At 70.8% G+C, this 22,807-nt stretch carries 19 protein-coding genes, 1 tRNA gene and 1 pseudogene; 13 read left to right on the forward strand and 8 right to left on the reverse strand.

The window, feature by feature from the left end; all coding sequences use genetic code 11:
• Window positions 1–29 precede the first annotated feature (29 nt).
• The 11 genes and pseudogenes from ACZ5NW_RS15550 (at window position 30) to ACZ5NW_RS15600 (ending at window position 12,806) form a co-directional block, all read left to right on the forward strand.
• The gene (locus ACZ5NW_RS15550; protein WP_468744334.1) at window positions 30–2,741 is read left to right on the forward strand and encodes a winged helix-turn-helix domain-containing protein; all 2,712 of its coding nucleotides are present in this window, start codon (window positions 30–32) and stop codon (window positions 2,739–2,741) included.
• 165 nt (window positions 2,742–2,906) lie between these two features.
• Complete coding sequence (locus tag ACZ5NW_RS15555) at window positions 2,907–4,535, forward strand: MFS transporter (protein WP_468744335.1); 1,629 nt, start codon at window positions 2,907–2,909, stop codon at window positions 4,533–4,535.
• Between the two features lie 15 nt (window positions 4,536–4,550).
• Window positions 4,551–5,117: a hypothetical protein gene (locus tag ACZ5NW_RS15560; protein WP_468744336.1), complete on the forward strand. Its 567-nt coding sequence runs from the start codon at window positions 4,551–4,553 to the stop codon at window positions 5,115–5,117.
• A 102-nt stretch (window positions 5,118–5,219) separates the two neighbouring features.
• Window positions 5,220–5,417, forward strand: a complete 198-nt coding sequence (locus ACZ5NW_RS15565) for a hypothetical protein (protein ID WP_468744337.1) — start codon at window positions 5,220–5,222, stop codon at window positions 5,415–5,417.
• A 151-nt stretch (window positions 5,418–5,568) separates the two neighbouring features.
• Entirely contained in the window at window positions 5,569–6,342 is a 774-nt protein-coding gene (locus ACZ5NW_RS15570; protein ID WP_468744338.1) for an HdeD family acid-resistance protein, read from the forward strand.
• A gap of 66 nt (window positions 6,343–6,408) precedes the next feature.
• A pseudogene (locus ACZ5NW_RS15575) lies at window positions 6,409–7,755 on the forward strand (hypothetical protein); the annotation flags it as partial.
• Between the two features lie 645 nt (window positions 7,756–8,400).
• On the forward strand, window positions 8,401–9,249 hold the full coding sequence (locus tag ACZ5NW_RS15580) for a ribonuclease BN (protein ID WP_468744339.1): 849 nt from the start codon (window positions 8,401–8,403) through the stop codon (window positions 9,247–9,249).
• Entirely contained in the window at window positions 9,246–9,683 is a 438-nt protein-coding gene (locus ACZ5NW_RS15585) for an SHOCT domain-containing protein (protein WP_468744340.1), read from the forward strand. Before ACZ5NW_RS15580 ends, ACZ5NW_RS15585 begins: the two co-directional genes overlap by 4 nt.
• A gap of 55 nt (window positions 9,684–9,738) precedes the next feature.
• Window positions 9,739–10,188 carry a DUF7144 family membrane protein gene (locus ACZ5NW_RS15590; protein ID WP_468744341.1) on the forward strand — a complete coding sequence of 150 codons (450 nt, stop codon included), beginning with the start codon at window positions 9,739–9,741 and terminating at the stop codon, window positions 10,186–10,188.
• A gap of 15 nt (window positions 10,189–10,203) precedes the next feature.
• Window positions 10,204–11,607 carry an MFS transporter gene (locus ACZ5NW_RS15595; RefSeq protein WP_468744342.1) on the forward strand — a complete coding sequence of 468 codons (1,404 nt, stop codon included), beginning with the start codon at window positions 10,204–10,206 and terminating at the stop codon, window positions 11,605–11,607.
• A gap of 56 nt (window positions 11,608–11,663) precedes the next feature.
• Entirely contained in the window at window positions 11,664–12,806 is a 1,143-nt protein-coding gene (locus ACZ5NW_RS15600) for a hypothetical protein (RefSeq protein ID WP_468744343.1), read from the forward strand.
• Window positions 12,807–12,853: 47 nt separating this feature from the next.
• Here the strand turns inward: ACZ5NW_RS15600 and ACZ5NW_RS15605 are convergent, their stop codons facing one another.
• The 5 genes from ACZ5NW_RS15605 to ACZ5NW_RS15625 form a co-directional block, all read right to left on the reverse strand.
• Window positions 12,854–13,639 carry a hypothetical protein gene (locus tag ACZ5NW_RS15605; protein ID WP_468744344.1) on the reverse strand — a complete coding sequence of 262 codons (786 nt, stop codon included), beginning with the start codon at window positions 13,637–13,639 and terminating at the stop codon, window positions 12,854–12,856.
• A gap of 121 nt (window positions 13,640–13,760) precedes the next feature.
• Window positions 13,761–14,450: a DUF488 family protein, N3 subclade gene (locus ACZ5NW_RS15610; RefSeq protein WP_468744345.1), complete on the reverse strand. Its 690-nt coding sequence runs from the start codon at window positions 14,448–14,450 to the stop codon at window positions 13,761–13,763.
• A gap of 243 nt (window positions 14,451–14,693) precedes the next feature.
• Window positions 14,694–14,767, reverse strand: a tRNA-Pro gene (locus ACZ5NW_RS15615).
• 33 nt (window positions 14,768–14,800) lie between these two features.
• Window positions 14,801–15,589 (reverse strand): Pr6Pr family membrane protein, encoded by a 789-nt coding sequence (locus ACZ5NW_RS15620; protein ID WP_468744346.1) that lies wholly within the window; start codon window positions 15,587–15,589, stop codon window positions 14,801–14,803.
• Between the two features lie 106 nt (window positions 15,590–15,695).
• Window positions 15,696–16,622 carry a metallophosphoesterase gene (locus tag ACZ5NW_RS15625; RefSeq protein WP_468744347.1) on the reverse strand — a complete coding sequence of 309 codons (927 nt, stop codon included), beginning with the start codon at window positions 16,620–16,622 and terminating at the stop codon, window positions 15,696–15,698.
• Window positions 16,623–16,755: 133 nt separating this feature from the next.
• Between ACZ5NW_RS15625 and ACZ5NW_RS15630 the strand changes: the two genes are divergently transcribed.
• Window positions 16,756–17,220 (forward strand): GatB/YqeY domain-containing protein, encoded by a 465-nt coding sequence (locus tag ACZ5NW_RS15630; RefSeq protein ID WP_468744348.1) that lies wholly within the window; start codon window positions 16,756–16,758, stop codon window positions 17,218–17,220.
• Between the two features lie 128 nt (window positions 17,221–17,348).
• Here ACZ5NW_RS15630 and ACZ5NW_RS15635 read toward each other — a convergent pair whose 3' ends face one another.
• The gene (locus ACZ5NW_RS15635; protein ID WP_468744349.1) at window positions 17,349–19,604 is read right to left on the reverse strand and encodes a transglycosylase domain-containing protein; all 2,256 of its coding nucleotides are present in this window, start codon (window positions 19,602–19,604) and stop codon (window positions 17,349–17,351) included.
• A gap of 409 nt (window positions 19,605–20,013) precedes the next feature.
• Between ACZ5NW_RS15635 and wblA the strand changes: the two genes are divergently transcribed.
• Window positions 20,014–20,352 carry a transcriptional regulator WblA gene (wblA, locus tag ACZ5NW_RS15640; RefSeq protein WP_137310897.1) on the forward strand — a complete coding sequence of 113 codons (339 nt, stop codon included), beginning with the start codon at window positions 20,014–20,016 and terminating at the stop codon, window positions 20,350–20,352.
• A gap of 84 nt (window positions 20,353–20,436) precedes the next feature.
• Here the strand turns inward: wblA and bagB are convergent, their stop codons facing one another.
• Both bagB and bagA read right to left on the reverse strand, forming a co-directional pair.
• Window positions 20,437–21,777 carry an ATPase BagB gene (gene bagB, locus ACZ5NW_RS15645; RefSeq protein WP_468744350.1) on the reverse strand — a complete coding sequence of 447 codons (1,341 nt, stop codon included), beginning with the start codon at window positions 21,775–21,777 and terminating at the stop codon, window positions 20,437–20,439.
• Window positions 21,774–22,751 carry an ATPase BagA gene (bagA, locus tag ACZ5NW_RS15650; RefSeq protein WP_468744351.1) on the reverse strand — a complete coding sequence of 326 codons (978 nt, stop codon included), beginning with the start codon at window positions 22,749–22,751 and terminating at the stop codon, window positions 21,774–21,776. Before bagA ends, bagB begins: the two co-directional genes overlap by 4 nt.
• Window positions 22,752–22,807 lie beyond the last annotated feature (56 nt).

Here is a 22,807-nt window from a genome sequence, read left to right on the forward strand (position 1 = left end):
GCGGGAAGGCGGAGGGTCTGTGATGGTTGATGCGGGGAGAGCCTGTCCAGGCGACAGGGGGGTGTCCCCGAACCCCCCAGGCGGCGAACGTGGTGGCAGCGAGCGCAGCGACTCCGCACGGACCGGCCGATTCCCGCGTCGATCCGCTGGGCGACCCGTTTCTGCGGACCCGGTTCGCCCTCCCCGCCCGACCCGGCACCTTCCTCCGGCGCGAACGCCTCGTCCGGCACCTCGACCAGGCCCTGCTGACCCCCCTCACGATGGTCAACGGCGCCGCCGGAGCCGGCAAGACCCTCCTGGTCGCCGACTGGGCCGCCGGTCTCGACCAGCCGGTCGCCTGGCTCACCGTCGACGCCGCCATCCAGAGCCCCGGCATGTTCTGGGCCCATGTCCTCCAGGCCCTGCGCGCCGGCGGCGCACCGATCGCCGACGACATCGATTCCCCGGCCGACGCGAGCCGTGTGAACCCCGCCCTGCTGACCCGGCTCGCCGCGTGCCTCGGCGGCGGCGAGCACACCGTGACCGCCGTCCTCGACGAGTACGACCGGGTGAGCTCCCCGGAGATCTCCGAGCAGCTGGAGTTCGTACTGCACCACGCCGGCCCCGGCCTGCGCCTGGTCATCGTCACCCGCACCGAGCCCCCGCTGCCGCTGCACCGCTACCGCGCGGCCGGCGCGATGACGGAGATCCGCGACGCCGAGCTGGCCTTCACCCCCGAGGAGACGGTCGCGCTGCTGGAGCTGCACGGACTCCACCTGACCGGACCGGCGGCCGGTGATCTGGTGGAGCGCACCCGGGGCTGGGCGGCCGGTCTGCGGCTGTGCGCCCTGGCCGCGCGCGAACACCCGGACCCGCAGGCGTATCTGAAGGAGTTCGAGGCCGGGCACAGCACGGTCGCCGACTTCCTGCTGGCGGAGGTCCTCAAGCGGCAGCCGCCGTCCACCCAGGACCTCCTGCTGCGGGTCAGCGTCCTGGAGCGGTTCTGCGCCGACCTCGCGGACGCGCTGACCGGGCGGACCGACGCCGAGCCCATCCTCGCCGGCCTGCACCGGCAGAACGCGTTCGTCGAGGACCTGGGGCACGCCTGGTACCGCCTCCACCCGCTGTTCCGGGAGATACTCCGGGCCCACCTGACGGAACGCTCCCCCGGCCTGGAGCCCGAACTGCATCTGCGGGCCGCGCGATGGCTGCGCCGGTCGGGGGCCGTCCCCGAGATGCTGGTGCACGGCGCCGCCGCCGGACACTGGGACTTCACCGCCCGCGCCCTCGTCGAGGACCTGGCGATCGGGCAGCTCTTCACCGGTCTGCGCTCCGACGACCTCGTCGAGCTGTTCTCCGGCATGGGGCCCGAGACGACGAGCCCGGCGGCGGACCTCGTCCGCGCGGCCCGCGACCTGTCCCGGTCCGACCTCGACCACGGCCTGGCCCATCTCCAGCGCGCCGAGGAGCACCTGACCGGCGACGACACGTCCGGCGCCGCCGCCACCCAGCTGAGCTGCGCGCTGCTGGAGGTACTCGCGGCCCGGCTGGCCGGCTCCCCCGGACGGGCGGAACAGGCCATGCGCGTGGCCCGCGAGCTGGAGCAGGAGGTCCCCGCCCACCTCCTCGACAAGCATCCGGAACTGCCCGCCCTGCTGCTGACCCACCTGGGCTCGACGCGGCTGTGGGCCGGGCGTTTCGAGGAGGCGCGCGACGCGCTCACCACCGTGGCCGACAGCACCGCGGGCGCCCCGACGGCGCTGCCCCGGGAGGAGTCCCTGGAGCATCTGGCGCTCATCGACTACCTCGACGGGTGGCCCAGCAGGGCGGAGCACAAGGCGGTCGAGGCGATGACCGAGACCGAGCGGTTCAGCCTGCCCCAGGCGGCCGGCTGCGGGCTCGGCCGGCTGGTGCGGGCCGCCGTCGCCGTGGACCGCAACGAACTCGCCGAGGCCCAGGCGCTCCTCGACGAGACCCCCGACCACGCGCCCCGGGACCCGGTGACGGCCGCGGGCCGGTCCATCGCGACGGCACGGCTGCTGCTGGCCAGGGGCAAGGCGCGGGCCGCTCTGGCGGCGGCGGAACCGGCCGTGACCGCCGACGTCGTCTCCCCGTGGGCGCAGAGCCACGCCGCGCTCGTCGTCGCCGCCGCCCACCTCGCCGAGGGCCGACCGGAGGCGGCGGAGGAGGTGCTTCAGCGGTTGGCCGACGAGCAGCCCGCCAGCGTGGTGGGCGCGGCGCGGATCCACCTCGCGGCGGGCGACCGCGACGCGGCCTTCCAACTGCTCGACGCCATCGCCGACGACGACGCCGGCCCCGCCGTGCTGGTCCGCGCCACGCTGCTGCGCGCCCAGGCCGCGCACACGGCGGGAGACACCGCGACCGCCCGCGGGCTCCTCGCCCGGTCGCTCACGCAGGCCCGGCGCGAGCTGCTGCGCCGCCCCTTCCTGGAGACGGGCGCGTGGCTCGGGCCGTACCTGGGCGAGGGACCGCTCAGACACCTGGCCGCGGGCTGGCTGGTGCCGGGACCGGCGCCCGGGGCGTCCGGCGAGCCCGCGCCTCTGCTCGTGGAGCAGCTCAGCGGACGCGAGCTCGACGTGCTGCGACGGCTCGCCCAGATGATGTCGACCGAGGACATCGCCGCCGACCTGTACGTGTCCGTCAACACCGTGAAGACGCACCTCAAGAGCGTCTACCGGAAGCTGGCGGTGAACCGCCGCAACGAGGCCGTACGCCGGGCCCGCGAGCTGGGGCTGCTGTGAGCGGGGCGCTCTGACGCCGGGCCGCCGGCGATGCGGGCTCCCGCTCGCCCGTGGCGGGTGAGGCGGGGGGCGGGGGTTTCGTCTGTGATGGGAGCGGTGGCGGTGCGCTGCCGCCGCCCGGGCCCCGTGAAAGGCGGCCCGGACCGATCCCGGTGAGGTGACGCCGTGCGGCACTGGTGGGCTCTGATCGTGCTGGGAGCGGCCCAGTTCCTGATGGTGCTGGACACGGCCGTCATGAACGTCTCCATCAGCCAGCTCGTCGAGGACTTCGACACCGAGGTCACCACGATCCAGGCGGTCATCACGCTGTACGCCCTGGTCATGGCCGCCTTCATGATCGTCGGCGGTAGGGTCGGCGACCTGCTGGGACGCCGACGCGTGTTCCTCCTCGGCATGGTCGTCTATGGCACCGGCTCGGCCCTGACCGCCGTCGCCCCCACGGTGGCGGTGCTCGCCGTGGGCTGGTCGGTCATCGAGGGGCTCGGCGCCGCGATGGTGCTGCCCTCCATGGCGGCCCTGGTCGCGGCGTCCTACCGGGGGCGCGACCGTGCGGTCGCCTACGGCGTCATCGGCGGCCTCGCGGGCGCCGGCATCGCGGTCGGCCCCCTCCTCGGCGGCTGGGTGACGACGTACCTGACGTGGCGTCTGGTCTTCGCCGGCGAGGTCGTGGTGGTCCTCGCCGTGCTGGCCTGCAACCGGGTGATCACCGAGTCGCCCCGCACCGGGCCGCGCCCCCGACTGGACCTCGTGGGCGCCGCGCTCTCGGCGACCGGGCTCGCCCTCGGCGTCCTCGGCGTCCTGCAGAGCAGCTCCTGGGGCTGGGTGCGGCCGCGCAACGCCCCCTTCACCGTGCTGGGCTTCGCGCCGACCCTGTTCGTCATCGGCGCCGGCGTGGGTGTCCTGGCCCTCTTCGTGCGCTGGCAGCACCGGCGGGAGGCCCGAGGGGAGGAGCCTCTCGTCCACCTGTCGCTGCTGCGCGTACCGGCGCTGCGGTCCGGCCTGCTGACCCTGCTGAACCAGAACCTCATCCTGCTCGGCCTGTTCTTCGCCATCCCCCTCTACCTCCAGGTGGTGCAGGGCTTCGACGCGTTCGAGACGGGACTGCGGCTGCTGCCCGTGTCCGTCACGATGCTCGTCACGTCCATGTGCGCCGCCCGGCTGGGCCGGGTGGCGGGGCCGCGCCGCGTGGTCCGGCTCGCCCTGCTGGTGCTGACGGCCGCCATCGTGTGGCTGCTGGCCACGATCGACCCCGTCATCGACGACACCCAGTTCGCCTGCGCCATGGGCCTGCTGGGCGTCGGCATGGGACTGCTCGCCTCCCAGCTGGGCAACGTCGTGCAGTCCAGCGTCGGCGAGGAGGAGCGCAGCGAGGTCGGCGGCCTTCAGTTCACCGCCCAGAACCTGGGCTCCGCGCTCGGGACCGCGCTCATCGGATCGCTGCTCATCGGCGCCCTGACCCAGGCCTTCACCACCCAGGTGGAGGACAACCCGCGGCTGTCGGAGCAGACCCGCCAGGAGACCGGCGTCGCCCTGGAGGCGGGCATCTCCTTCGTCCCCACCGATCAGGTGCGTACGGCGGCGGAGCAGGCCGGGCTGCCGCCTTCCGAGGTCACGGCGCTCACCGACTCGTACGCCTCGGCGCAGCTCGACGGCCTGAAGGCGGCGATCCTCGTCACCGGCGGCTTCACCCTGGCCGGCTTCCTGGTGACCCGCCATCTGCCCACCGGACGGCAGGAACGCCCCGCGTACCCCGCCCCGGGCGGCGAGGCCGACGTCCTCGGCCCGGTGGGCTGACGGCGAGAGCCCCCCATGCCCAGGACCGGCTCGCCATCCGTACGGGAGCGGCGGGCGCGACGGGAGCGCCTGGCGAGTCATCGGGCGCGGCAGGAACGCCGGGCCGAGCGCCGGGCCCACGCCGACTACACCGGCGGCGTCTACGGCTCCCTGCTCGCCGCCTCCGTGGTGATCGGCGCCGGCTCGCTGGGTTCCTTCCCCCGCGCCGAACTGGTCCTGCTGCTGTTGCTCACCGGCCTGGTCTTCTGGGTGGCCCATGTGCACGCCCAGCTGTTCGGCGCCCGGCTGGCCCAGCAGGCCCTGGACCGCCGGATCGTGCTGCATGTGTGCCGGGACGAGTGGCCGATCGTCAAGGCGGCGGTACCGCCCGCGGTGGCCGTGGCCGTCAGCCCGCTCCTCGGGATGGACGTGGCGGGGGCCGGGTGGCTCGCCCTCGCGGTGGCCGTCGTCGGACAGGTGGGCTGGTCGCTGGCCGCGGCCCGGCGGGCCGGCGCCCCACGGCGTCTGATGGTCCTCACCGCCGCGGTGAACCTGGTCCTCGGCCTGCTGATCATCTCCGTCAAGATCGCCCTGACGCACTGAGGACCCCGCAGGTCACCTGCGCCGGGTGAGGTGCGGGCGCTTCCCGGGGCGGAGGGTTGACCTGAGCAGGACCGCGAAGGGCTGTCGGCGGGAGCACAGCAGATGCGCTACGAGATCCGCGTCGAGGGACACGTGTCGGAGACCCTGACCAAGGTGTTTCCGGAACTCGAGAGCGTCGTGATGTCGGGTCAGACGGTGCTCTACGGTCCGATCGTCGACGAGGCCCAGCTCTACGGACTGCTCGCCCGCTGCCAGTCGCTCGGCCTGCGGGTCCTGGAAATGCGGCAGATGCCCGACTGACCCGCCACGGCGACCCGTGGAGATCACCCGCCCTGGGTGATCCGCCGCGCGGGGGCGGGCGGGACGCTCGACGGGTGCGGTCCGTGCGGGCCGCGCACACCGTCCCGTCGGCGGCCCGGTGACGGGCGGCCGCGTCACGCGAGGAGGAGCCATGACCGTGTCGCGTGATCCGGCACCGCGTACCGGACCCGAACCCCCGACAGGCGGGACGCCTGCCCCAGAGGGCGGCCCCCGACCCTCGACCGACGGGACACCTGGCGCGTACGACGACCCCTACGGCTCCGGCCGGACGGTCTACGACGATCCCTACGGGACCGGGCGGCCCCTGGACGGCGACCCCTCACGGGCCCTCGCCGACCTCGGGGGCTCTTGGACCTGGCTGCTGGGCTCCGCGGTCGCCACCCTGGTGCCGGGCATCCTGGCCCTGGCCTGGCCGGACGAGACCCTGCACGTCCTCGCCGTGCTGATCGGGCTGTACCTGCTGGTGACCGGCGGCTTCCGGTTCGTCGCCGCGTTCGCCCGGGCTCACGGCGACCGGCACACCGCGCTGCTCGTAGCGGCCCTCTACGTGCTCGCCGGGCTGCTGGTCATGCGGCATCCGATGCAGACGATCGCCGGCCTGTCGCTGATCGTCGGCGCCGTCTGGGTCGTCACCGGCATGCTCACCGCCTGGACGGCCCTCGCCACCGAACGCCTGCCCCACCGCGGCTTCGTCCTCGCCGCCGCAGCCCTCGGCATCGTCGCGGGCATCGTGGTCCTGGTCCTGCCCACCGAGTCCGCGCTCGCCCTCACCCGGCTGCTCGGCCTGTGGCTGCTGCTGCTCGGACTCACCGAACTGGGGCTCGCCTTCGCCCTGCGCTCCGCCCTCCACAAGGCGGCACGCGGCACGACGAGCACGGCACCGGCCGCACCCGCGGGGGGCTGACCCGGCGCACCGGCACTCCGGCACGCACGAGGTCCGGCACCGACGACTCCAGACCGAGGAGACCCCATGGCTCCGAAGACGCCCTCCGCACCGTCGGGCCCCGGCGACGGCGCGGAGCAGCGGACGGTGCTGACCTCCGAGGAGCACGCCCAGTACGTACGGCTTCAGCGGGCCGCCGCCGTACGCCACCGAAAGACCCGCTACGCCGGCGCGTCGGTCCTGCTCCTGATCACGCTGCTGCTGGCCCCGCTCGCCGTGGTCGCCGCCTGGGTGGACGACACGGTCACCGACACCGACCGCTACGTCAGCACCGTCGCCCCGCTCGCCTCGAAGCCCGCCGTGCAGGCGGTCGTCACCGACAAGCTGACCGCGCGCGTCGTGGCCAACCTGGACATCGATGCGGTGACGGACTCGCTGAGCAAGGCGCTGGCGGACGCCGGGGCATCGCCCGCGGTCGTGGCGAAGTCCCAGGCGCTCGCCGGACCGCTGCGCGCCGCCACGACGAACGTCGTGCACGGCATCGTGCAGCGCGTGGTCACCGGCGACGCCTTCCAGCAGGCCTGGGAGGGCGCCAACCGGCGGGCCCACTCGGCGGTGGTGGGCATGCTCACCGGCGACGAGAGCAAGGCCGTGAGCGCCAAGGGCGACACGATCACCCTGGACATCGGCACGGTCGTCGACGAGGTCAAGCAGCGCCTCGTCGACCGGGGTTTCGAGAAGGCCGCCGCGATCCCCAGCACGGACCGGCAGATCACCCTGTTCGAGACGGACAAACTGTCCGACGCCCAGGACGCCCTGCGCCTGCTGGACATCATGGGCGTCTGGCTGCCCGTGCTCACCATCGTGCTCGCCGCCCTCGCCGTGTGGACCGCTCCGGCCCACCGCATGATGCTCCTGATCACCGCCTCGGGCGTCGCCGTGATGATGGTCGTCCTGCTCGTCGGACTGGCCGTCGCCCGCCGGATCTACCTCGACTCCGTACCCACGTCCGTCCTGCCGGCCGACGCCGCCGCGGCGGTCTACGACACCTTCGTCCGCTTCCTGCGCAACAGCACGCGCACCCTGCTGGTCGTCGCGGTGATCACCGCGCTGGTGGCGTACCTGTACGGTCCGGGACGACCGGCCCGCTGGGTGCGCTCGCTGGCGGGACGCGGCACGGACGCCGGGGGACGCGCGCTGCGGGACGCCGGCCTGCGCACCGGCGCGACCGGACGCTGGCTGGACACCCACCGATCGTGGACCACCGGCGTCGTCATCGCCGCCGGGGCGGTGGCGCTGCTGCTGTGGAACTACCCGACGGTCGGGGTGGTGGCCCTGGTCGTCGGCCTGGTGATCGTGGTCATGGTCATCCTGGCGATCCTGGCGGCAGCAGCGACGAACCGGCCGGCGCCTCAACCCGCCCCGGCAACGGCGGGCGTGACTCCTACGACGCCGGGCGGGTCTCCTACGACGCCGGGCGGGCCTCCCACGCCGCCGGGCGGGTCTCCTACGGCACCGGGCGGGTCTCCTACGGCACCGGGCGGGTCTCCTACGGCACCGGGCGGGTCTCCTACGACGCCGGGCGGGTCTCCTACGACGCCGGGCGGGGCCCCTACGGCAGCGGCGGACCGGCCTTCCCCGCCGACAGAGGGTCGGACTCCGCCGCCGACAGAGGGTCGGACTCCTCCTCCGGCAGGTGGCCGGACCCCTCCGCCGCCGACCGATCAGCAGTCTCCGCCCACGACGGGTGACGGTCCGGGCCGGTCGGGCCCATGAGCCATGGCAGACCACGCGGACACCCCGGCGGAGCACCAGGAGGGTGACGCGAACGCGCCTCGCGACCGTCCCGTGAATGGGGGCGCCCCTCCTCCGAACCACCCACCGGACGAGGCGGGCACCGCCCATCCGGACCACCGGGCAGACGAAGCGAGCACCCCTCCCGACCGTCCGGCAGATGAAGCGAGCACCCCTCCCCACCACCCCGCCGACGACGCGGACACCGCCCCGCACCCCCGCCCCACCCGGCGGGCCACTCTCCGAACAACGGCAGTAGCCCAACTGCGCCCCGCCATAGCAGAGTTGCTGCCCAGGCTGACGGCGCTGAATGTCGTGGAGGGGGCCTTCCGGCTGGCGGCGCAGGCCTTCCTCACGGCGTTGCCGCTGCTGATGACGGTGGCGGCCTTCGCCCCGTCCGGCGTACAGAACCTGCTCGCCGACTCCTTGGCGGCGGTCCTGGGCGTACCCGAGAACACGCTCGCGGAAGCGAGCGCCACCTTCGACGCCGCCGGCACCACCCGGGACTCGGTGGGCGCGGTCGGCGTCCTCCTCACGCTCTTCTCCGCGACGGCGTTCAGCCGGGCGCTGCAAGCGGTGTGCGAACGCTGCTGGTCCCTGCCCAAGGCCCGCGTCCGCGCGGCGGCCTGGCGCTGGCTGCTCTGGCTCGTCGTCTGGCTGGGCGTCCTCCTCGTACAGGCACCGCTGCGTGAGGGTTTCGGCACCGGTGTGGTGTCCGGCCTGGTGCTGTCCCTGCTCTCGGCCACGCTGCTGTGGTGGTGGACCCAGCACCTGCTCCTCGGCGGCCGGGTCGGCTGGTACGACCTGCTGCCGGGCGCGGTGCTGGCGGGCGCGGGCGGCGTCGCGCTGAGCAGGATCGGCGCGCTGGCGATGCCCACGGCCATGCGGCGCAGCCTGGAGGAGTTCGGCGCCCTGGGCCCGGTGTTCACGCTTCAGTCCTGGCTGATCGGGGTCTTCCTGGTCGCCGTGGCGGGCCTGGCGCTGGGTCAGTGGATCGCCGCGTCCACGTGGTTCCGGGGACTTCACCCGCCCTGGGTGAGGCCGCGCCGGGCGAGCGTGCACATGCTGAGAAGAGCGGGACCGGCAGCCGCGCCCCCCGCCCGGGACCGAGGAAGAGGAAGAGGAAAACGATGACCGATCACGTGTACCTCGCCTACGACTATCCGCTCCTGAGCATGTTCTGGACCATGCTGTGGTTCTTCCTGTGGATCATGTGGTTCGTCCTGCTCTTCCGGATCATCGGCGACATCTTCCGCGACGACAGCCTGGGCGGCTGGGGCAAGACCGGCTGGCTGGTCTTCGTGATCCTGCTGCCGTTCCTCGGCGTGTTCGTCTACCTCATCGCCCGGGGCAAGGACATGGGCCGCCGCGAGGTCGCGCACGCCCGGGCGCAGCAGCAGCAGTTCGACGACTACATCCGCGACACGGCCGCCGAGACCGGCCGCCCCACCAGCGCCGACGAGCTCACCAAGCTGTCCGAGCTGCGCACCCGGGGCGACATCACGGACGAGGAGTTCCAGCGAGCGAAGGAACTCGTCCTGACCGGCACCGCCGCCCCGCGGCCGTGAACAGCCGGCCGTGAACAGCCGATCCTGAGCAAGCACAAGGAAACGAGGCAGAACGATGACCGCTACGCACGCACCGCGGCCCCACACGGCGAAGTACGCGTGGGCGGCGGGCCTGATGGTCTTCGCCGCCGTCATGCTCGTGATCGTCGGCATCCTCGACGTCCTCCGCGGCATCATGGCGATCGCCGAGGACGACGTCTTCGTCAACACCCGCAACTACGTCTTCAAGTTCGACCTCACCAGCTGGGGCTGGATCCATCTCGTCCTGGGCGTCATCGCGGTCGTCATCGGCTTCGGCCTGTTCCAGGCGGCACTGTGGGCACGCGTCGCGGGCGTGGCCATCGCGGCCCTGATCATCATCGCCAACTTCCTCTCCCTGCCGTACTACCCGGTGTGGTCGGTCATCATGATCGCGATGTCCGGCTTCATCATCTGGGCCCTGTGCGTGGCCAAGAAGGAGGACTTCAGCGACCCCTTCGACCACGCACCGCCCGGAAGCCTGTAATCGGCGGCGGCCCGTATGCCGATACGGAGGGCGGGACAAGGGACCGGCGGGACCGGCACGGCGGCGCGGCGGGAGCCCACAGGGCACCGCCGCGCGCTGGCCGCTGTCGCTCTGGCGCAGTTCATCTGCAGCTTCGCCGGCTCCAACATGAACGTGATGATCAACGACATCAGCGCGGACCTCGACACGACCGTCCAGGGCGTGCAGGTGGCGATCACGGTCTTCCTGCTGGTGATGGCGGCGCTGATGATCCCCGGCGGCAAGCTGACGGACCGTTACGGCCGCAAGCGCTGCTTCATGACGGGCCTGGTCGTCTACGCGATCGGCGCCCTGCTGAGCGCGGCGGCCCCGGGCCTGGGCGTCCTGATCCTGGGCAACTCGATCCTCGAAGGCATCGGTACGGCGCTGCTGATCCCGCCCGTCTACATCCTCACCACGCTGCTGTTTCCCGACGCGACGTCCCGCGCCCGCGCCTTCGGGACCATCATGGCTCTGGGCGGGGTCGGCGCCGCCGCCGGACCGCTCATCGGCGGACTCATCACCACGGCCATCAGCTGGCGTGCGGCCTTCGTGTTCCAGGCGCTGGTCATCGCCGTGATCGTCGCCCTCAGCCGGGGCATCGAGGACCCGCTGCCGGCCGACCCGACGCGCTCGTTCGACACCGTGGGAGCGATCCTCTCCGCCACCGGCCTGGTCCTCGTCGTCATGGGCATCCTGGCGGCGGACAACAACCTGTGGCTCATGATCGCCCTGCTGGCCGTGGGCGTACTCGTCCTGGTCGGCTTCTTCCGCTGGATCCGCGCCAAAGAGGCGTCCGGCGAGGAACCACTGATCTCCCTCAGCCTGTTCCGCGACCGCACCTCCAACCTCGGCCTCATCACCCAGCACATCCAGTGGCTGATCCTGATGGGCACGTCCTTCACAGTGGCGGCCTACCTCCAGGTGGTACGCCACTACGACGCGATCGAGACCGGGGTCGTCTTCACCGCGGCGACGCTGGGCCTGCTGGCGTCCTCCCTCTCCGCCGAACGACTCGCCGTACGCCGCTCCCCGCGCACCCTGATCATGACGGGCTTCGCCGGCTGCGTCGCCGGCACGGTGGTCCTGATCACCCTGGCCGCCGCCTACGACTCGGCGTGGGCCTTCGTCCCCGGCCTCCTGCTGATCGGCCTGGCCCTGGGCATCATGCTGACCCCGTCGGTCAACGTGGTGCAGTCGAGCTTCCCGGAGTCCCGCCAGGGAGAGATCTCCGGCCTCTCCCGCAGCATCTCCAACCTGGGCTCCTCCCTGGGCACCGCCATAGCGGGCACGATCCTGGTCGCCGACCTGACAAGAAGCGCCTACGCAGCCTCCATGCTCACCCTCTGCGCAACAGCCCTGGCAGGCCTGACAGCAGCAGCCCGCCTTCCCGCCCGCTGAGCTGATTGAGCGGATTCCTCCCCGTCGCCTGGCGTTTCCCTGCCAGGATCGGACGCGTGACGTACGTAGTGACGGTGGATGCCCACATCCCGGAGGGCACTCCCGAGATGGACCCACTTCAACGGGCCGGCGCCGTGGCGTTCATCGAGGACGGCTTCGACTCGGTCGAGGCCATCGAGGGACCCGACGGCATGGAAGTCGATCTCCTCGACAGCATCGTCGCCGTCTACCCGGGTGGAGCGCTTCTGAAAGTGTTCGTGGATGCCCCGGCTCTGGAATTCGCCGAGGAGGCTGTGCGGTCGGTCGTGAGTGAACTGCTGGAACGGTCCGAAGTGTTGGCTGACTGGCAGATCGAGCGATGCGAGGTCGAACTGCACCCGGAGCTCGCCCAGGAGAGCCTCGACGCCGCCCACGGGCCCGATGCCCCGCCCGATGATCCGGCTGACCGTAAGGCCCGGCATACCGAGCGTCCCACGCCCGACGACGACAGCGAGGGCTACGACGCCGAGGCTGCAGCTCGGGCGGTACGCGGTCAGATGCTGGCGCTGGCAGATGAACTGCGCTCCTTCCCACCCGTGATGTTCGGCGTCCTCGACGACGAAGACCGCGAAGAAGGAGACAATGACAGCGAGTTCGCCGTCTCGCCGGAGGACGCCAAACTCGCCGCCGGTGCCTTGGTGTACGCGACGGACATCTTGGTGGACGAGCTGTTCGAAGACGTGCAGACCCTGACGGAGGAGGACACCACCGCTGCCGAATGCGACGGTCCCCTGTGGCACTTCGAGGACCTTCCCGAGCGATACGCCCTCCAGTACGACGCCCGTTTCGCCCGCCGCTTCCTGGTGACGGTGATCGCCATGACCACCCGCTTCACGGACGGCAGCTTCCAGCAGCTGAGCTGCGTCGCCGAGGAACTCGCGCTGAAGCTGCTGCTGAATAAGACGAATGTGACCCTGGAGACTTTCGGGCTGCTCGACGACGGCGTCTCGACCGCGCTCGACTCGTTCGCCGACAACGTCTACGAGGACATGGATCACGAGTGGCTCTACGACGACTCCATGGACGGTATCGACGAGAGCGCCGTCGGAGCGGCTCTCGGCGTCGCACCGATGGCGTTCAAGGCGTGGTTCACTCCGTTCAACGAGGGCAGGTACGTCCATCCGTCAGCGGCGGACGAACCAGAGGAGGCGGCGCAGTGATGTGGGTTCGTGGCCGACCTCGGAGACCCCGCCTTGCGTACTCGTCCTCATAGGTCGAACAAGCTCTCCTGGAAGTTCTCGACGACATCCCGTCGCGGATAGAACAGGCCCAACAGCAGAAACGTCTTGGGGCGGGCCGCGACGTTTCCGACGAAGCAGTGCACGGCCTTCTCCGGAGAGACCATCCGGTCGAACCAGCGCTCGCGGAGCCGCTCCTCCACATCGTCCTTCCCGTACTGGCGAAGGAACTTGCGGTACGACTCGCCCGCCTCCCAGTCCCTCAGCCCCATATCGTGGCCGCCGCACCCCTGATCCGCACATCGGAAGCTGTACCGGAACTCAAGCGGCACCCATTCCAGCTGGCGAAGGTCCTGCGAGAGTAGATCCAACTGATCGGCCAAGGCCGCCTTCGAAGCGGGCCAGGGCTCGGCAGGAGCGAAGCGGAAGCCAGTGAACTCCGCTGGACGGAATATCCCGAGCGATGTGCCCCGGGCCTCCTGATCCCGCTTGATGGAGCACAGGGACGGCGCCACGAGAGGCCGAACATGCGAGAAGCGTTCGCGCCAGCCGTCCGCTGTCCCAAGGCGCTCGATGACCTTGAGGGTCTGCAGATTGGGACGCAGGCTCTCGGGACGGCGGTCCCCATGATGGCGCTGCACATCGACCTCGACGATGGAGTACTTGGCGAACTGGCTCTCTTCATCCAACAACCGGAATGGAACCGGGAAGAGCCGCACATGCTGGGGCGCCCCCTGGTCGAGCCGTATGCCGGCCACGCAGCTCGTCTCGTGGTACTTCGCGGACAGTTCCGGATAGGTCTTGACCGTGATCATGATCCGTGCGCGCTGCCAATTCCCCGATCCCATGGTTGCCCCCTCCATCGATCTCCCCGATCTGATTGGAGGAGAGGCATGCACCGCCGGGCAAGGGCGCGTGCGAGCACCGGGGGTGAAGTCAGGCCAAGGGAGTCACCGGCACTGAGATCCGGCTGCGGACCGTCTCCAGGACGACCTGCCGGTGACAGCGGCTCTCGTCCTTCTCGAAACACAGCACTGCGACCCGCGACGACCTGGCGTGCTCCGAGAGGCGGTCGAGGTCGGACTGCGCCTCCTCGGACTGCAGCAGGCCACGGAAGCGCGCCCGGCCCACTTCGACGCGGCCGTCCCAGAAGGGCTCGCGATTGTCCTTCGGATTGCCCAGGCCACGCAGATGGGTGTACTCGATGTCGGCCTCGGCCAGGGCTTCCCCGAGGCGGGTCTTGCTGAAGCCCTTCTTGCGGCTGATCGGGGTGAGCCGTACGTCCGCTACGACGCTGATGCGGCTGTCGACGAGCGAGGCGACGAATGAGTCGATGTCCCGCCCTTCGTATCCCGCTGACCAGAGACCGGGCGCAACGGGCGGGAGCCGCGTCGCCCGGAACAGATCGTCGAGGGAGACATTGAGCGCCTCGGCCACCGCGCCGACGGTGAGGAAACCTGGCTGGATCGCTCCCTCGCTCTCCAGACGGCTCAGCGTCCCGAGGGCGACGCCTGCTTCCTTGGCCAGGCGTTCCCGCGTCCACCCGCGGTCCTCCCGCAACGCACGTACCCGCTGGGCGAGCGCACGGGCGGGGTCGTGGGGAGGCGCTGAGCGATGACCTGCCATGTACGGTGTTCCTAACGACCGTTGGGGCGGCCCGCCGCGGTGTTCCTGGTCAGCTACGAGCCCTGGATTCGCGAAGGCGCAGGTCCGAGGGCGCGTAGGCGCCACTCTTCCTGCGGCACTGGAGACTGCTCCTGGGAGAAGCCGACCAAGTTCTTCTCCCAGATCTCTCCCAAGCGATCTCCAGGAACCACTCAGGGGCCTGACCCGCGCTGCGGATCAGGCCCCTGACCTGGTACTTCACTGTCGGGGTGGCGGGATTTGAACCCACGACCTCTTCGTCCCGAACGAAGCGCGCTGCCAAGCTGCGCTACACCCCGATGTCACCGCTTGTCCCGGCGACGTCGTTTACTTTAGCCCACCGGAGGCTGGAGACGAAATCCGGTTTTCGAGCGGTGGCGGGTGGGGTTCGGGCGGGCGTGGTCCAGGGCGATCAGGAGCACTGCCAGGGCGTAGAAGGCGAGGCCCAGGAGGAGGGCGTTGGCCAAGGTGTGCTTGTAGCCGTGGGCGCCGGCGTCCAGGAAGGGGTAGAGGTAGCGGCCCGGGGAGCCGGCGCCGAGCAGCAGTTCCGCCCGGGTGAAGGTGAACGCCAGGTACGCGAGGGGATAGAGGAGCCACGTCGCCGCCTGGCGCAGACGGAGGCGGCCCGGTGGCGTCAGGAGCAGCCAGTCCAGCACCGCCGCCAGGGGGATCACCGTGTGCAGCAGTACGTTCGCCACCTTGTGCCAGCCCGTGGGCGCCACTCCCGGCGCCGTCACCGAGAACGCCGGCGTCGTCTCCGCCAGCAGCAGGTGGTACACCAGCGCCGTGATCACCGCGTAGAGCAGGGCCGCGCCCGTCAGCCCCGACGGGAGTGGTCTGCGGGCCGACCATGCCCTCCTCGCCGACACCGCCGTCACCAGCGCCAGCAGGATGCTGCTCTGCACCGAGTAGTGGCTCAGCACCTGGAGCGGGCTGCCCAGCGTCAGGGCGAGGGCCGCGCCTGCCGCCGCCGTCGTGGCGATCAGCAGGCGCAGGGCTGCCGCCAGCGGGCGGCGAACGGGGGCCACCACCGCCGAGGCGGGGACGGCGGAGGGGAGGAGCGCGTGCGTGCGCGGGATCGCCGGCAGGTCCGGGATGTCCCTGGGTATCGGGGCGGTCATGCCCTCAAACTAGGCAAAGGGGGCATGGGGGGCGATGTGGGTGGCCCGAGTGGGTGAGGGGGCGCAGCGCGTCGCCCCTCCCGCGCTGCGCCGGCGGTTCCCGCCCCTACTCCCGTCCCACCAACGTCAGCAGCGTCGCCTCCGGCGGGCAGGCGAAGCGCACCGGGGTGTACCTGCTCGTCCCGCACCCCGCGGAGACATGCAGGTACGACGTCCTGCCCTCCGCCGTGTGCGTCGACAGGCCCTTCACGCGGTCCGTGTCCAGGTCGCAGTTGGTCACCAGCGCGCCGTAGAAGGGGATGCACAGCTGGCCGCCGTGGGTGTGGCCGGCGAGGACCAAGGGGTAGTCGTCGGCCGTGAACGCGTCCAGGACCCGCAGGTACGGCGCGTGCACCACGCCCATCGAGAAGTCCGCCGAACCCGACGGACCGCCGGAGACCCGCTCGTACCGGTCCCGCTTGATGTGTGGATCGTCCACGCCCGTGAGCTCCACCGACACGCCGTCGACCTTCAGGACGCCCCGGGTGTTCGTCAGGTTCAGCCAGCCCGCCGCGTCGAAGGCGTCCCGCAGGTCCTCCCACGGGTTGTGGACCACTCCCACTGCCGGCGGGTTGCCGTTCAGGCCGTGCCGGCCGTTCACCTTCTCCAGCAGGTAGCGGGCCGGGTTGCGCAGCGTGGGGCCGTAGTAGTCGTTCGAGCCGAAGACGTACGCCCCCGGGAACTCCATCAGCGGGCCCAGCGCGTCCAGCGCCTCCGGGACGCCCTCCGGGTCGGACAGGTTGTCGCCGGTGTTGATCACGAAGTCGGGGCGCAGGCCCGCCAGCGAACGCAGCCAGCGCTGCTTCTTGCGCTGCCCGCCGACCATGTGGATGTCGGAGACCTGGAGGACGCGCAGGGGGCGCATGCCCGAGGGGAGGACCGGGACCGTCACCCTCCGCAGCCGGAACGAGCGGGCCTCGAAGCCCGCCGCGTACCACAGGCCGGCGGCGCCAACCGCCGTGATTCCCAGGGGGACTTTGTATCGCGCGCGCATGGGTCCATCGTGTCAGACCGGTGCCGGGTACGGCCGAGCGCCTCGGCCCCCGCGCCCGCTCCCTCCCGGGACGCCGCCCGCCGCCGCTAAATGTGCGGGCGCCGTGCCTCCCGCAGCTGCGACAATCAGAGCCATGACCACGCTCAAGTCGAAGCTGCAGGAAGACCTCAACGCCGCGATCAAGGAGCGCGACGAGCTCCGCTCCTCGACGCTCCGGCTGACGCTCGCCGCGATCACCAAGGAGGAGGTCGCGGGCAAGGAGAAGCGCGAGCTCTCCGACGACGAGGTGCTGAAGGTGATCACCAAGGAGGCGAAGAAGCGCCGCGAGGCCGCGGACGCGTTCGCCCAGGGTGGTCGGGCCGAGCAGGCCCAGCGGGAGACCGCGGAGGGCGAGGTGCTCGCCGCGTACCTGCCCAAGCAGCTGTCCGACGAGGAGCTGGAGCAGATCGTCGCCCAGGCCGTGACGGAGGCGAAGGCCGCCGGTGCGGAGGGGCCGCGGGCCATGGGCGCGGTCATGAAGATCGTGAACCCGAAGGTGGCCGGCCAGGCCGAGGGCGGCCGCGTCGCCGCCGCGGTCAAGAAGCTCCTCGCGGGCTGAGCAGGGCCCCTCGGGGCTGAGATCCCTCGGTGGCATGAGAGCGGTACGACGACGGCCCCCGCCCATCAGGGTGGGGGCCGTTTCCGCGCTCACCCGGCGTCGGGAGGGACGCGGGGGCGGCCGGTGGGTCAGCGGCGGCCGCCGTTGGCGTTGCCGTTCCCTCCGGTCTGGCCCTGGAACAAGCCGTCCGGGAGGCCGGTGTTGCCGCCGTTCGTCGTGCCGCCGGTCAGGAGGCCGCCGATGAAGTCGTCACCGTTGTTCCCGTCGCCGTTCCCCTTGTTCTTGTCCTTGTTCTTGTCCCTGTCCTGGTTGGGCTTGGGGATGTCGACCATGGTGAAGGGCAGGGGCTCCTTGCCGGACAGGGCGCCGGTCATGGCGTCCTTCCAGATCGGGCCGGGGGTGTCGCCGCCGTAGACCTGGTCGTGGAACTCACCGCCGATCCAGATGTTGGTCATCTTGACCTTCTGGGTGGCGCTGCCCACCCACACCGCGCCCGAGAGGTTCGGCGTGTAGCCGACGAACCAGGCGTTCTTGCGGGAGTCGGTGGTGCCGGTCTTACCGGCGTTGTCGCGGTCCTTCAGGCCGGCCGCCCGGCCGGTGCCGGAGTCGATCACGCCGCTGAGCAGGGTGTTGATGGTGTCCGCGGTCTTCTCGCTCATGGCGCGCGAGCAGGTCGACTTCGGCACCTCCAGCGACTTCTTGACGCCGGCCACGGTCTGGGTGATCGACTCGATGGCGATCGGCGTGCAGTACATGCCGCGGTTGGCGAAGGCGGCGTAGGCGCTGGCCATGGTCAGCGGGGAGAGGCCGGTCGAGCCGAGGGTCATCGAGGACGGGACGACGGGGACCTTGTCGCCGTTGCCCTGGACCACGCCCAGCTTGTCGGTCATGTTCACGACGGGGCACATGCCGATGTCCTGGAGCATCTGCACGAAGTACGTGTTGACCGACTTGGCCATGGCGTCCTGGAGCGCGTAGGGGCCGTGCTCGGTCTCGCTCTCGTTCTCCAGCTTGTAGTCCCCGTCGTTGTGCCAGACCTTGCCGTCGCACGCCTGGACCGTCTCCGGGTAGGGCATGGAGTACGGCGCCGAGTAGGTCTGCGTTGGAGGGCGGCCCTCCTCCAGCGCGGCGGCGGCGAGGAACGGCTTGAACGTCGAACCGGTCGGGAAGCCGTAGTTGGAGCCGCCCATCACATGGTTGACCGAGTAGTTGATCTCGGTCTCGTTCTTCCCGTAGCCGTACGGCTTGGACTGGCCCATGCCGAGGATCTTGCCGGTGCCCGGCTGGACCAGGGTGACGGCCGCGGCGACCTTGTCGGACTTGTAGACGTGCTCCTTGAGTGAGGCCTGGACGGACTCCTGGGCCTGCGGGTCGAGCGTGGTCTGGATGGTCAGGCCGCCCTGGTTCCAGATCTTGGCGCGCTCCTCCTTGGACCGGCCGAAGACCGGGTCGCTGAGGAAGATCTTCTCGACGTACTTGCAGAAGAAGCTGGCGCCCTTGGTGGCGGTGATGCAGCCGTTCTTCGGCTGGGTGACCTTCAGGCCCAGCGGGGCCTGCTTCGCCGCGTCGGCCTCCGCCTGCGAGACGTCCCCGAGCTCGGCCATCCGCTCCAGGACCGTGTTGCGGCGCAGGGTGGCCTGCTTGGGGTCGTTGATCGGGTCGTAGATCGTGGGGGACTGGACGATGCCCGCGAGCAGCGCCGCCTCCGGGAGCTTCAGGTCCTTGGCGTGCTTGGAGAAGTAGCGCTGGGAGGCCGCCTCGACGCCGTAGGCCTGCTCGCCGAAGAACGTGATGTTGAGGTAGTTCTCCAGGATCTTCTTCTTGCCCAGCTCCTCCTCGACCTGGATCGCGTACTTCAGTTCGCGGATCTTGCGGCCGATGGTCTGCTGGGTGGCCTGGGCGACCTTGGTGGGGTCGTCGCCGGCCTCCTCGATGAAGACGTTCTTCACGTACTGCTGGGTGAGCGTGGAGGCGCCCTGGGAGACACCGCCGCTCACGGCGTTCTTGTTCAGGGCGCGCAGGACGCCCTTGAGGTCGACGGCGCCGTGCTCGTAGAAGCGGGAGTCCTCGATCGCGACGATCGCCTTCTGCATGTACGGCGAGACGCTCTTCAGGTCGACGACCGTGCGGTCGCGGGAGTAGACCGAGGCGATCTGGTTGCCCTGCGCGTCGAGGATCGAGGTGCGCTGGCTCAGGGGTGGTGTCTTCAGGTTGGCGGGGAGTTCGTCGAAGGACTCCACCGATCCCTTGGCGGCCAGGCCCAGCGCGCCCACCGCGGGCAGCGCGATGCCGGCCAGCACCGCTCCCGCGAGCACGCTGACACCGAGGAACTTGGCGGCCTGCTGCGTGGCTGTCAGACCGCCGCCCGAGCGCTTCTTTGGCATGAGGGCAGCCTACGTTCTCATTCGCCGGACACGCGTATATGCCTTGGCCTAAGCTGCTCTCGACTGTCACGGCAGCAGGGCTACGTATCAATACGTCCGGCGACCCCGAATCGTTCCGGAGGTTCCCCGCTTTTTTTGGTGGGGGCGTGTCCGAATCCACCCTGTGTGTCATGTGTCGTCCGTTGTGACGCAAGGAAACTGCCCCGGTTTGCCGGGATGATCACACATGTCGCGGGCTCACTCCCCCGGGTGATCTGCCGCTTACCCATAGTCCGTTCGGGCCATTCAAGATTGGGCCCGAAGGGGGTGTTGCGCTGTGCCCACCTTCCGTAACGTCCTCAACTGGCGGCGGTGAATATGCCGCTTGCCGCCGTGGGGGAGCCTCGATTCGGGAGAGGACGGCGCCGGTATGGGCTGGGTAACCGACTGGAGTGCGCAGGCTGCCTGCCGCACTACCGATCCGGATGAACTGTTCGTGCAGGGAGCAGCGCAGAACAGGGCCAAGGCGGTGTGCACCGGATGTCCGGTACGCACCGAATGCCTGGCCGACGCGCTCGACAACCGTGTCGAGTTCGGCGTGTGGGGAGGCATGACGGAGCGTGAGCGCCGCGCACTGCTGCGCCGGCGGCCGACCGTCACCTCGTGGCGCCGGCTCCTCGAGACGGCGCGCACGGAGTACGAGCGCGGCGTGGGCATCGTGCCGCTCGACGACGACCAGGTGTACGAGAACTACGCGGCGGTGGGCTGACGTCAGGTCACCGCCGACGCGGCTCCGGCCCCCGGCGGTCCGACCGCTTGTGACGGTCCGGCCTGGGCCTTTGGCGGTCCGGTCTCAGCTTTCGGGCAGCTCCGGCCTATTGGTCGCCAGGCGGGTTCCGATGTCGCGCAGGCCCGCGAGGTCGTGCACATCGCCGGGCAGCGCGGCCACTTCGGTCACCGCCACCTCAGGGTGGCGCGCGGTGAAGCGGTCACGCGTGCGCTGCTCGCGGAAGAGCAGATGCATACGGTCGGCGTGCAACCTCAGCAGGCCCGCGGTGAGTCGACCCACGGAACGGTCCTCGTCGCGGTCGGTGGGGGAGCCGCCGTCGGAAGCCGGTGTGCCGGGCGCGGGAAATTCTGAACTGCCGTACGTGTCGGGAGAGTTACGAAGTCCAGCTTTCCCGCCGTCCTGATCGACAATGCCGGGCTCTTCAAGATTTTCCGCGGCGGCGAGCGCCCGCTCGGCGGAGAGCTGGGCGGCGCCGCTGCCATGGACCCGGTTGAGCACCAGCCCGGCCAGCGGCATCTCCTCCGCGGCCAGCCGCTCGACGAAGTACGCGGCCTCCCGCAGCGCGTCCCGCTCGGGCGCCGCCACCACCAGGAACGCCGTCCCGGGCGCCTGGAGCAGCCGGTACGTCGCGTCCGCGCGCGTGCGGAACCCGCCGAACATGGAGTCCATCGCCGCGACGAACGTCTGGACGTCCTTCAGCAGCGGACCCCCCAGCAGCTTGCCGAGCACGCCCGTCATCATCGACATGCCGACGTTCAGGAACTTCATCCCCGCGCGGCCGCCGACCTTCGCCGGGGCGAGCAGCAGCCGGATCAGCTTGCCGTCCAGGAAGGACCCGAGGCGCTTCGGCGCGTCCAGGAAGTCCAGCGCCGAACGCGACGGCGGCGTGTCGACGACGATGAGGTCCCACTCGTCCTTCGCGCGCAGCTGGCCCAGCTTCTCCATCGCCATGTACTCCTGCGTGCCCGCGAAGCCCGCCGAGAGCGACTGATAGAACGGGTTGCCCAGGATCGCGGCGGCCCGCTCCGGATCCGCGTGCGCCTCGACGATCTCGTCGAAGGTGCGCTTCATGTCCAGCATCATCGCGTGCAGTTCGCCCGGCCCCTCGACGCCCTTCACCCGGCGCGGGGTGTTGTCGAGGGAGTCGATGCCCATGGACTGGGCCAGCCGGCGCGCCGGGTCGATGGTGAGCACGACCACCTTGCGGCCGCGCTCGGCGGCCCGCAGGCCCAGCGCCGCCGCGGTCGTCGTCTTGCCGACGCCGCCCGAACCGCAGCACACCACGATGCGGGTCGTCGGGTCGTCGAGCAGAGGGTCGATGTCGAGCACGCGCGCGGGGTGAAGTCGGCGCTCCTGGGCGGGGGCCGGGTCCGGGCTCCTGCGCTCGGCCGCTTCCGGACTCATGAGATCCCCTGCTTCCGCAGCTCGGTGGCCAGTTCGTACAGACCCGCCAGGTCCAGCCCCTCGGGGAGCAGTGGCAGTTCGTGCAGCGGCAGCCCCAGGTCGGCCAGGACGGCCCGCTGCTCATGCTCCAGCGCGTACCGCTCGGCGTACTCCTCGGCCTGCGCGAGGAGGGGGTCGACCAGCTTCTCCGCGTGGCCGCCGCGGCGCGCCCCGCCCAGGCCGGCGGCGGACAGGGAGCGGGCGATGGCCGTGCGCGGGGTGCCCCGGACGAGTTCCAGCTCGGTGGCGTCCAACACCTCCGGGCGCACCATGTTGACGATGACCCGGCCCACCGGCAGCTTGGCCGCGCGCAGTTCGGCGATGCCGTCGGCGGTCTCCTGGACCGGCATCTCCTCCAGGAGCGTCACCAGGTGCACGGCCGTCTCCGCCGACTTCAGCACCCGCATCACGGCCTGCGCCTGATTGTGTATCGGGCCGATCTTGGCGAGGCCCGCCACCTCGTCGTTCACATTCAGGAAGCGGGTGATGCGGCCCGTCGGCGGGGCGTCCATCACCACGTAGTCGTAGACGAAACGGCCTTGCTTGTCCTTGCGGCGGACCGCCTCGCACGCCTTGCCGGTGAGCAGGACGTCCCGTACGCCGGGCGCGATGGTGGTCGCGAAGTCGATGGCGCCGAGTTTCTTCAGCGCTCGGCCCGCACCGCCCAGCTTGTAGAACATCTGGAGGTAGTCCAGAAGGGCCAGTTCGGGGTCGATGGCCAGGGCGAACACCTCCCCGCCCCCGGGCGCGACGGCGATCTTGCGTTCCTCGTAGGGAAGCGCCTCCGTCTCGAAGAGCTGTGCGATGCCCTGCCGACCCTCGACCTCGATGAGGAGCGTCCGCTTCCCCTCCGTGGCCAGGGCCAGCGCTAGGGCCGCGGCGACCGTCGTCTTTCCGGTCCCGCCCTTGCCGCTGACGACCTGGAGCCTGCTCACGTCTTCGAGCGTAACCACTCCACGCGCACACCAATCAGCAGGCTGTGGATAACCGC

It is taken from the genome of Streptomyces sp. NPDC032126 (genome assembly GCF_055580085.1).

Excerpts from the sequence above, each read along its gene's own strand:
- ACZ5NW_RS15610 (WP_468744345.1), bottom strand. The coding sequence starts at position 14,450 with ATGGCAGGTCATCGCTCAGCGCCTCCCCACGACCCCGCCCGTGCGCTC.
- ACZ5NW_RS15620 (WP_468744346.1), bottom strand. The coding sequence starts at position 15,589 with ATGACCGCCCCGATACCCAGGGACATCCCGGACCTGCCGGCGATCCCG.
- ACZ5NW_RS15595 (WP_468744342.1), top strand. The coding sequence starts at position 10,204 with ATGCCGATACGGAGGGCGGGACAAGGGACCGGCGGGACCGGCACGGCG.
- ACZ5NW_RS15565 (WP_468744337.1), top strand. The coding sequence starts at position 5,220 with ATGCGCTACGAGATCCGCGTCGAGGGACACGTGTCGGAGACCCTGACC.
- ACZ5NW_RS15635 (WP_468744349.1), bottom strand. The coding sequence starts at position 19,604 with ATGCCAAAGAAGCGCTCGGGCGGCGGTCTGACAGCCACGCAGCAGGCC.
- ACZ5NW_RS15630 (WP_468744348.1), top strand. The coding sequence starts at position 16,756 with ATGACCACGCTCAAGTCGAAGCTGCAGGAAGACCTCAACGCCGCGATC.
- bagB (WP_468744350.1), bottom strand. The coding sequence starts at position 21,777 with ATGAGTCCGGAAGCGGCCGAGCGCAGGAGCCCGGACCCGGCCCCCGCC.
- ACZ5NW_RS15625 (WP_468744347.1), bottom strand. The coding sequence starts at position 16,622 with ATGCGCGCGCGATACAAAGTCCCCCTGGGAATCACGGCGGTTGGCGCC.
- ACZ5NW_RS15550 (WP_468744334.1), top strand. The coding sequence starts at position 30 with ATGCGGGGAGAGCCTGTCCAGGCGACAGGGGGGTGTCCCCGAACCCCC.
- ACZ5NW_RS15585 (WP_468744340.1), top strand. The coding sequence starts at position 9,246 with ATGACCGATCACGTGTACCTCGCCTACGACTATCCGCTCCTGAGCATG.
- ACZ5NW_RS15570 (WP_468744338.1), top strand. The coding sequence starts at position 5,569 with ATGACCGTGTCGCGTGATCCGGCACCGCGTACCGGACCCGAACCCCCG.
- wblA (WP_137310897.1), top strand. The coding sequence starts at position 20,014 with ATGGGCTGGGTAACCGACTGGAGTGCGCAGGCTGCCTGCCGCACTACC.
- ACZ5NW_RS15560 (WP_468744336.1), top strand. The coding sequence starts at position 4,551 with ATGCCCAGGACCGGCTCGCCATCCGTACGGGAGCGGCGGGCGCGACGG.
- ACZ5NW_RS15590 (WP_468744341.1), top strand. The coding sequence starts at position 9,739 with ATGACCGCTACGCACGCACCGCGGCCCCACACGGCGAAGTACGCGTGG.
- ACZ5NW_RS15605 (WP_468744344.1), bottom strand. The coding sequence starts at position 13,639 with ATGATCACGGTCAAGACCTATCCGGAACTGTCCGCGAAGTACCACGAG.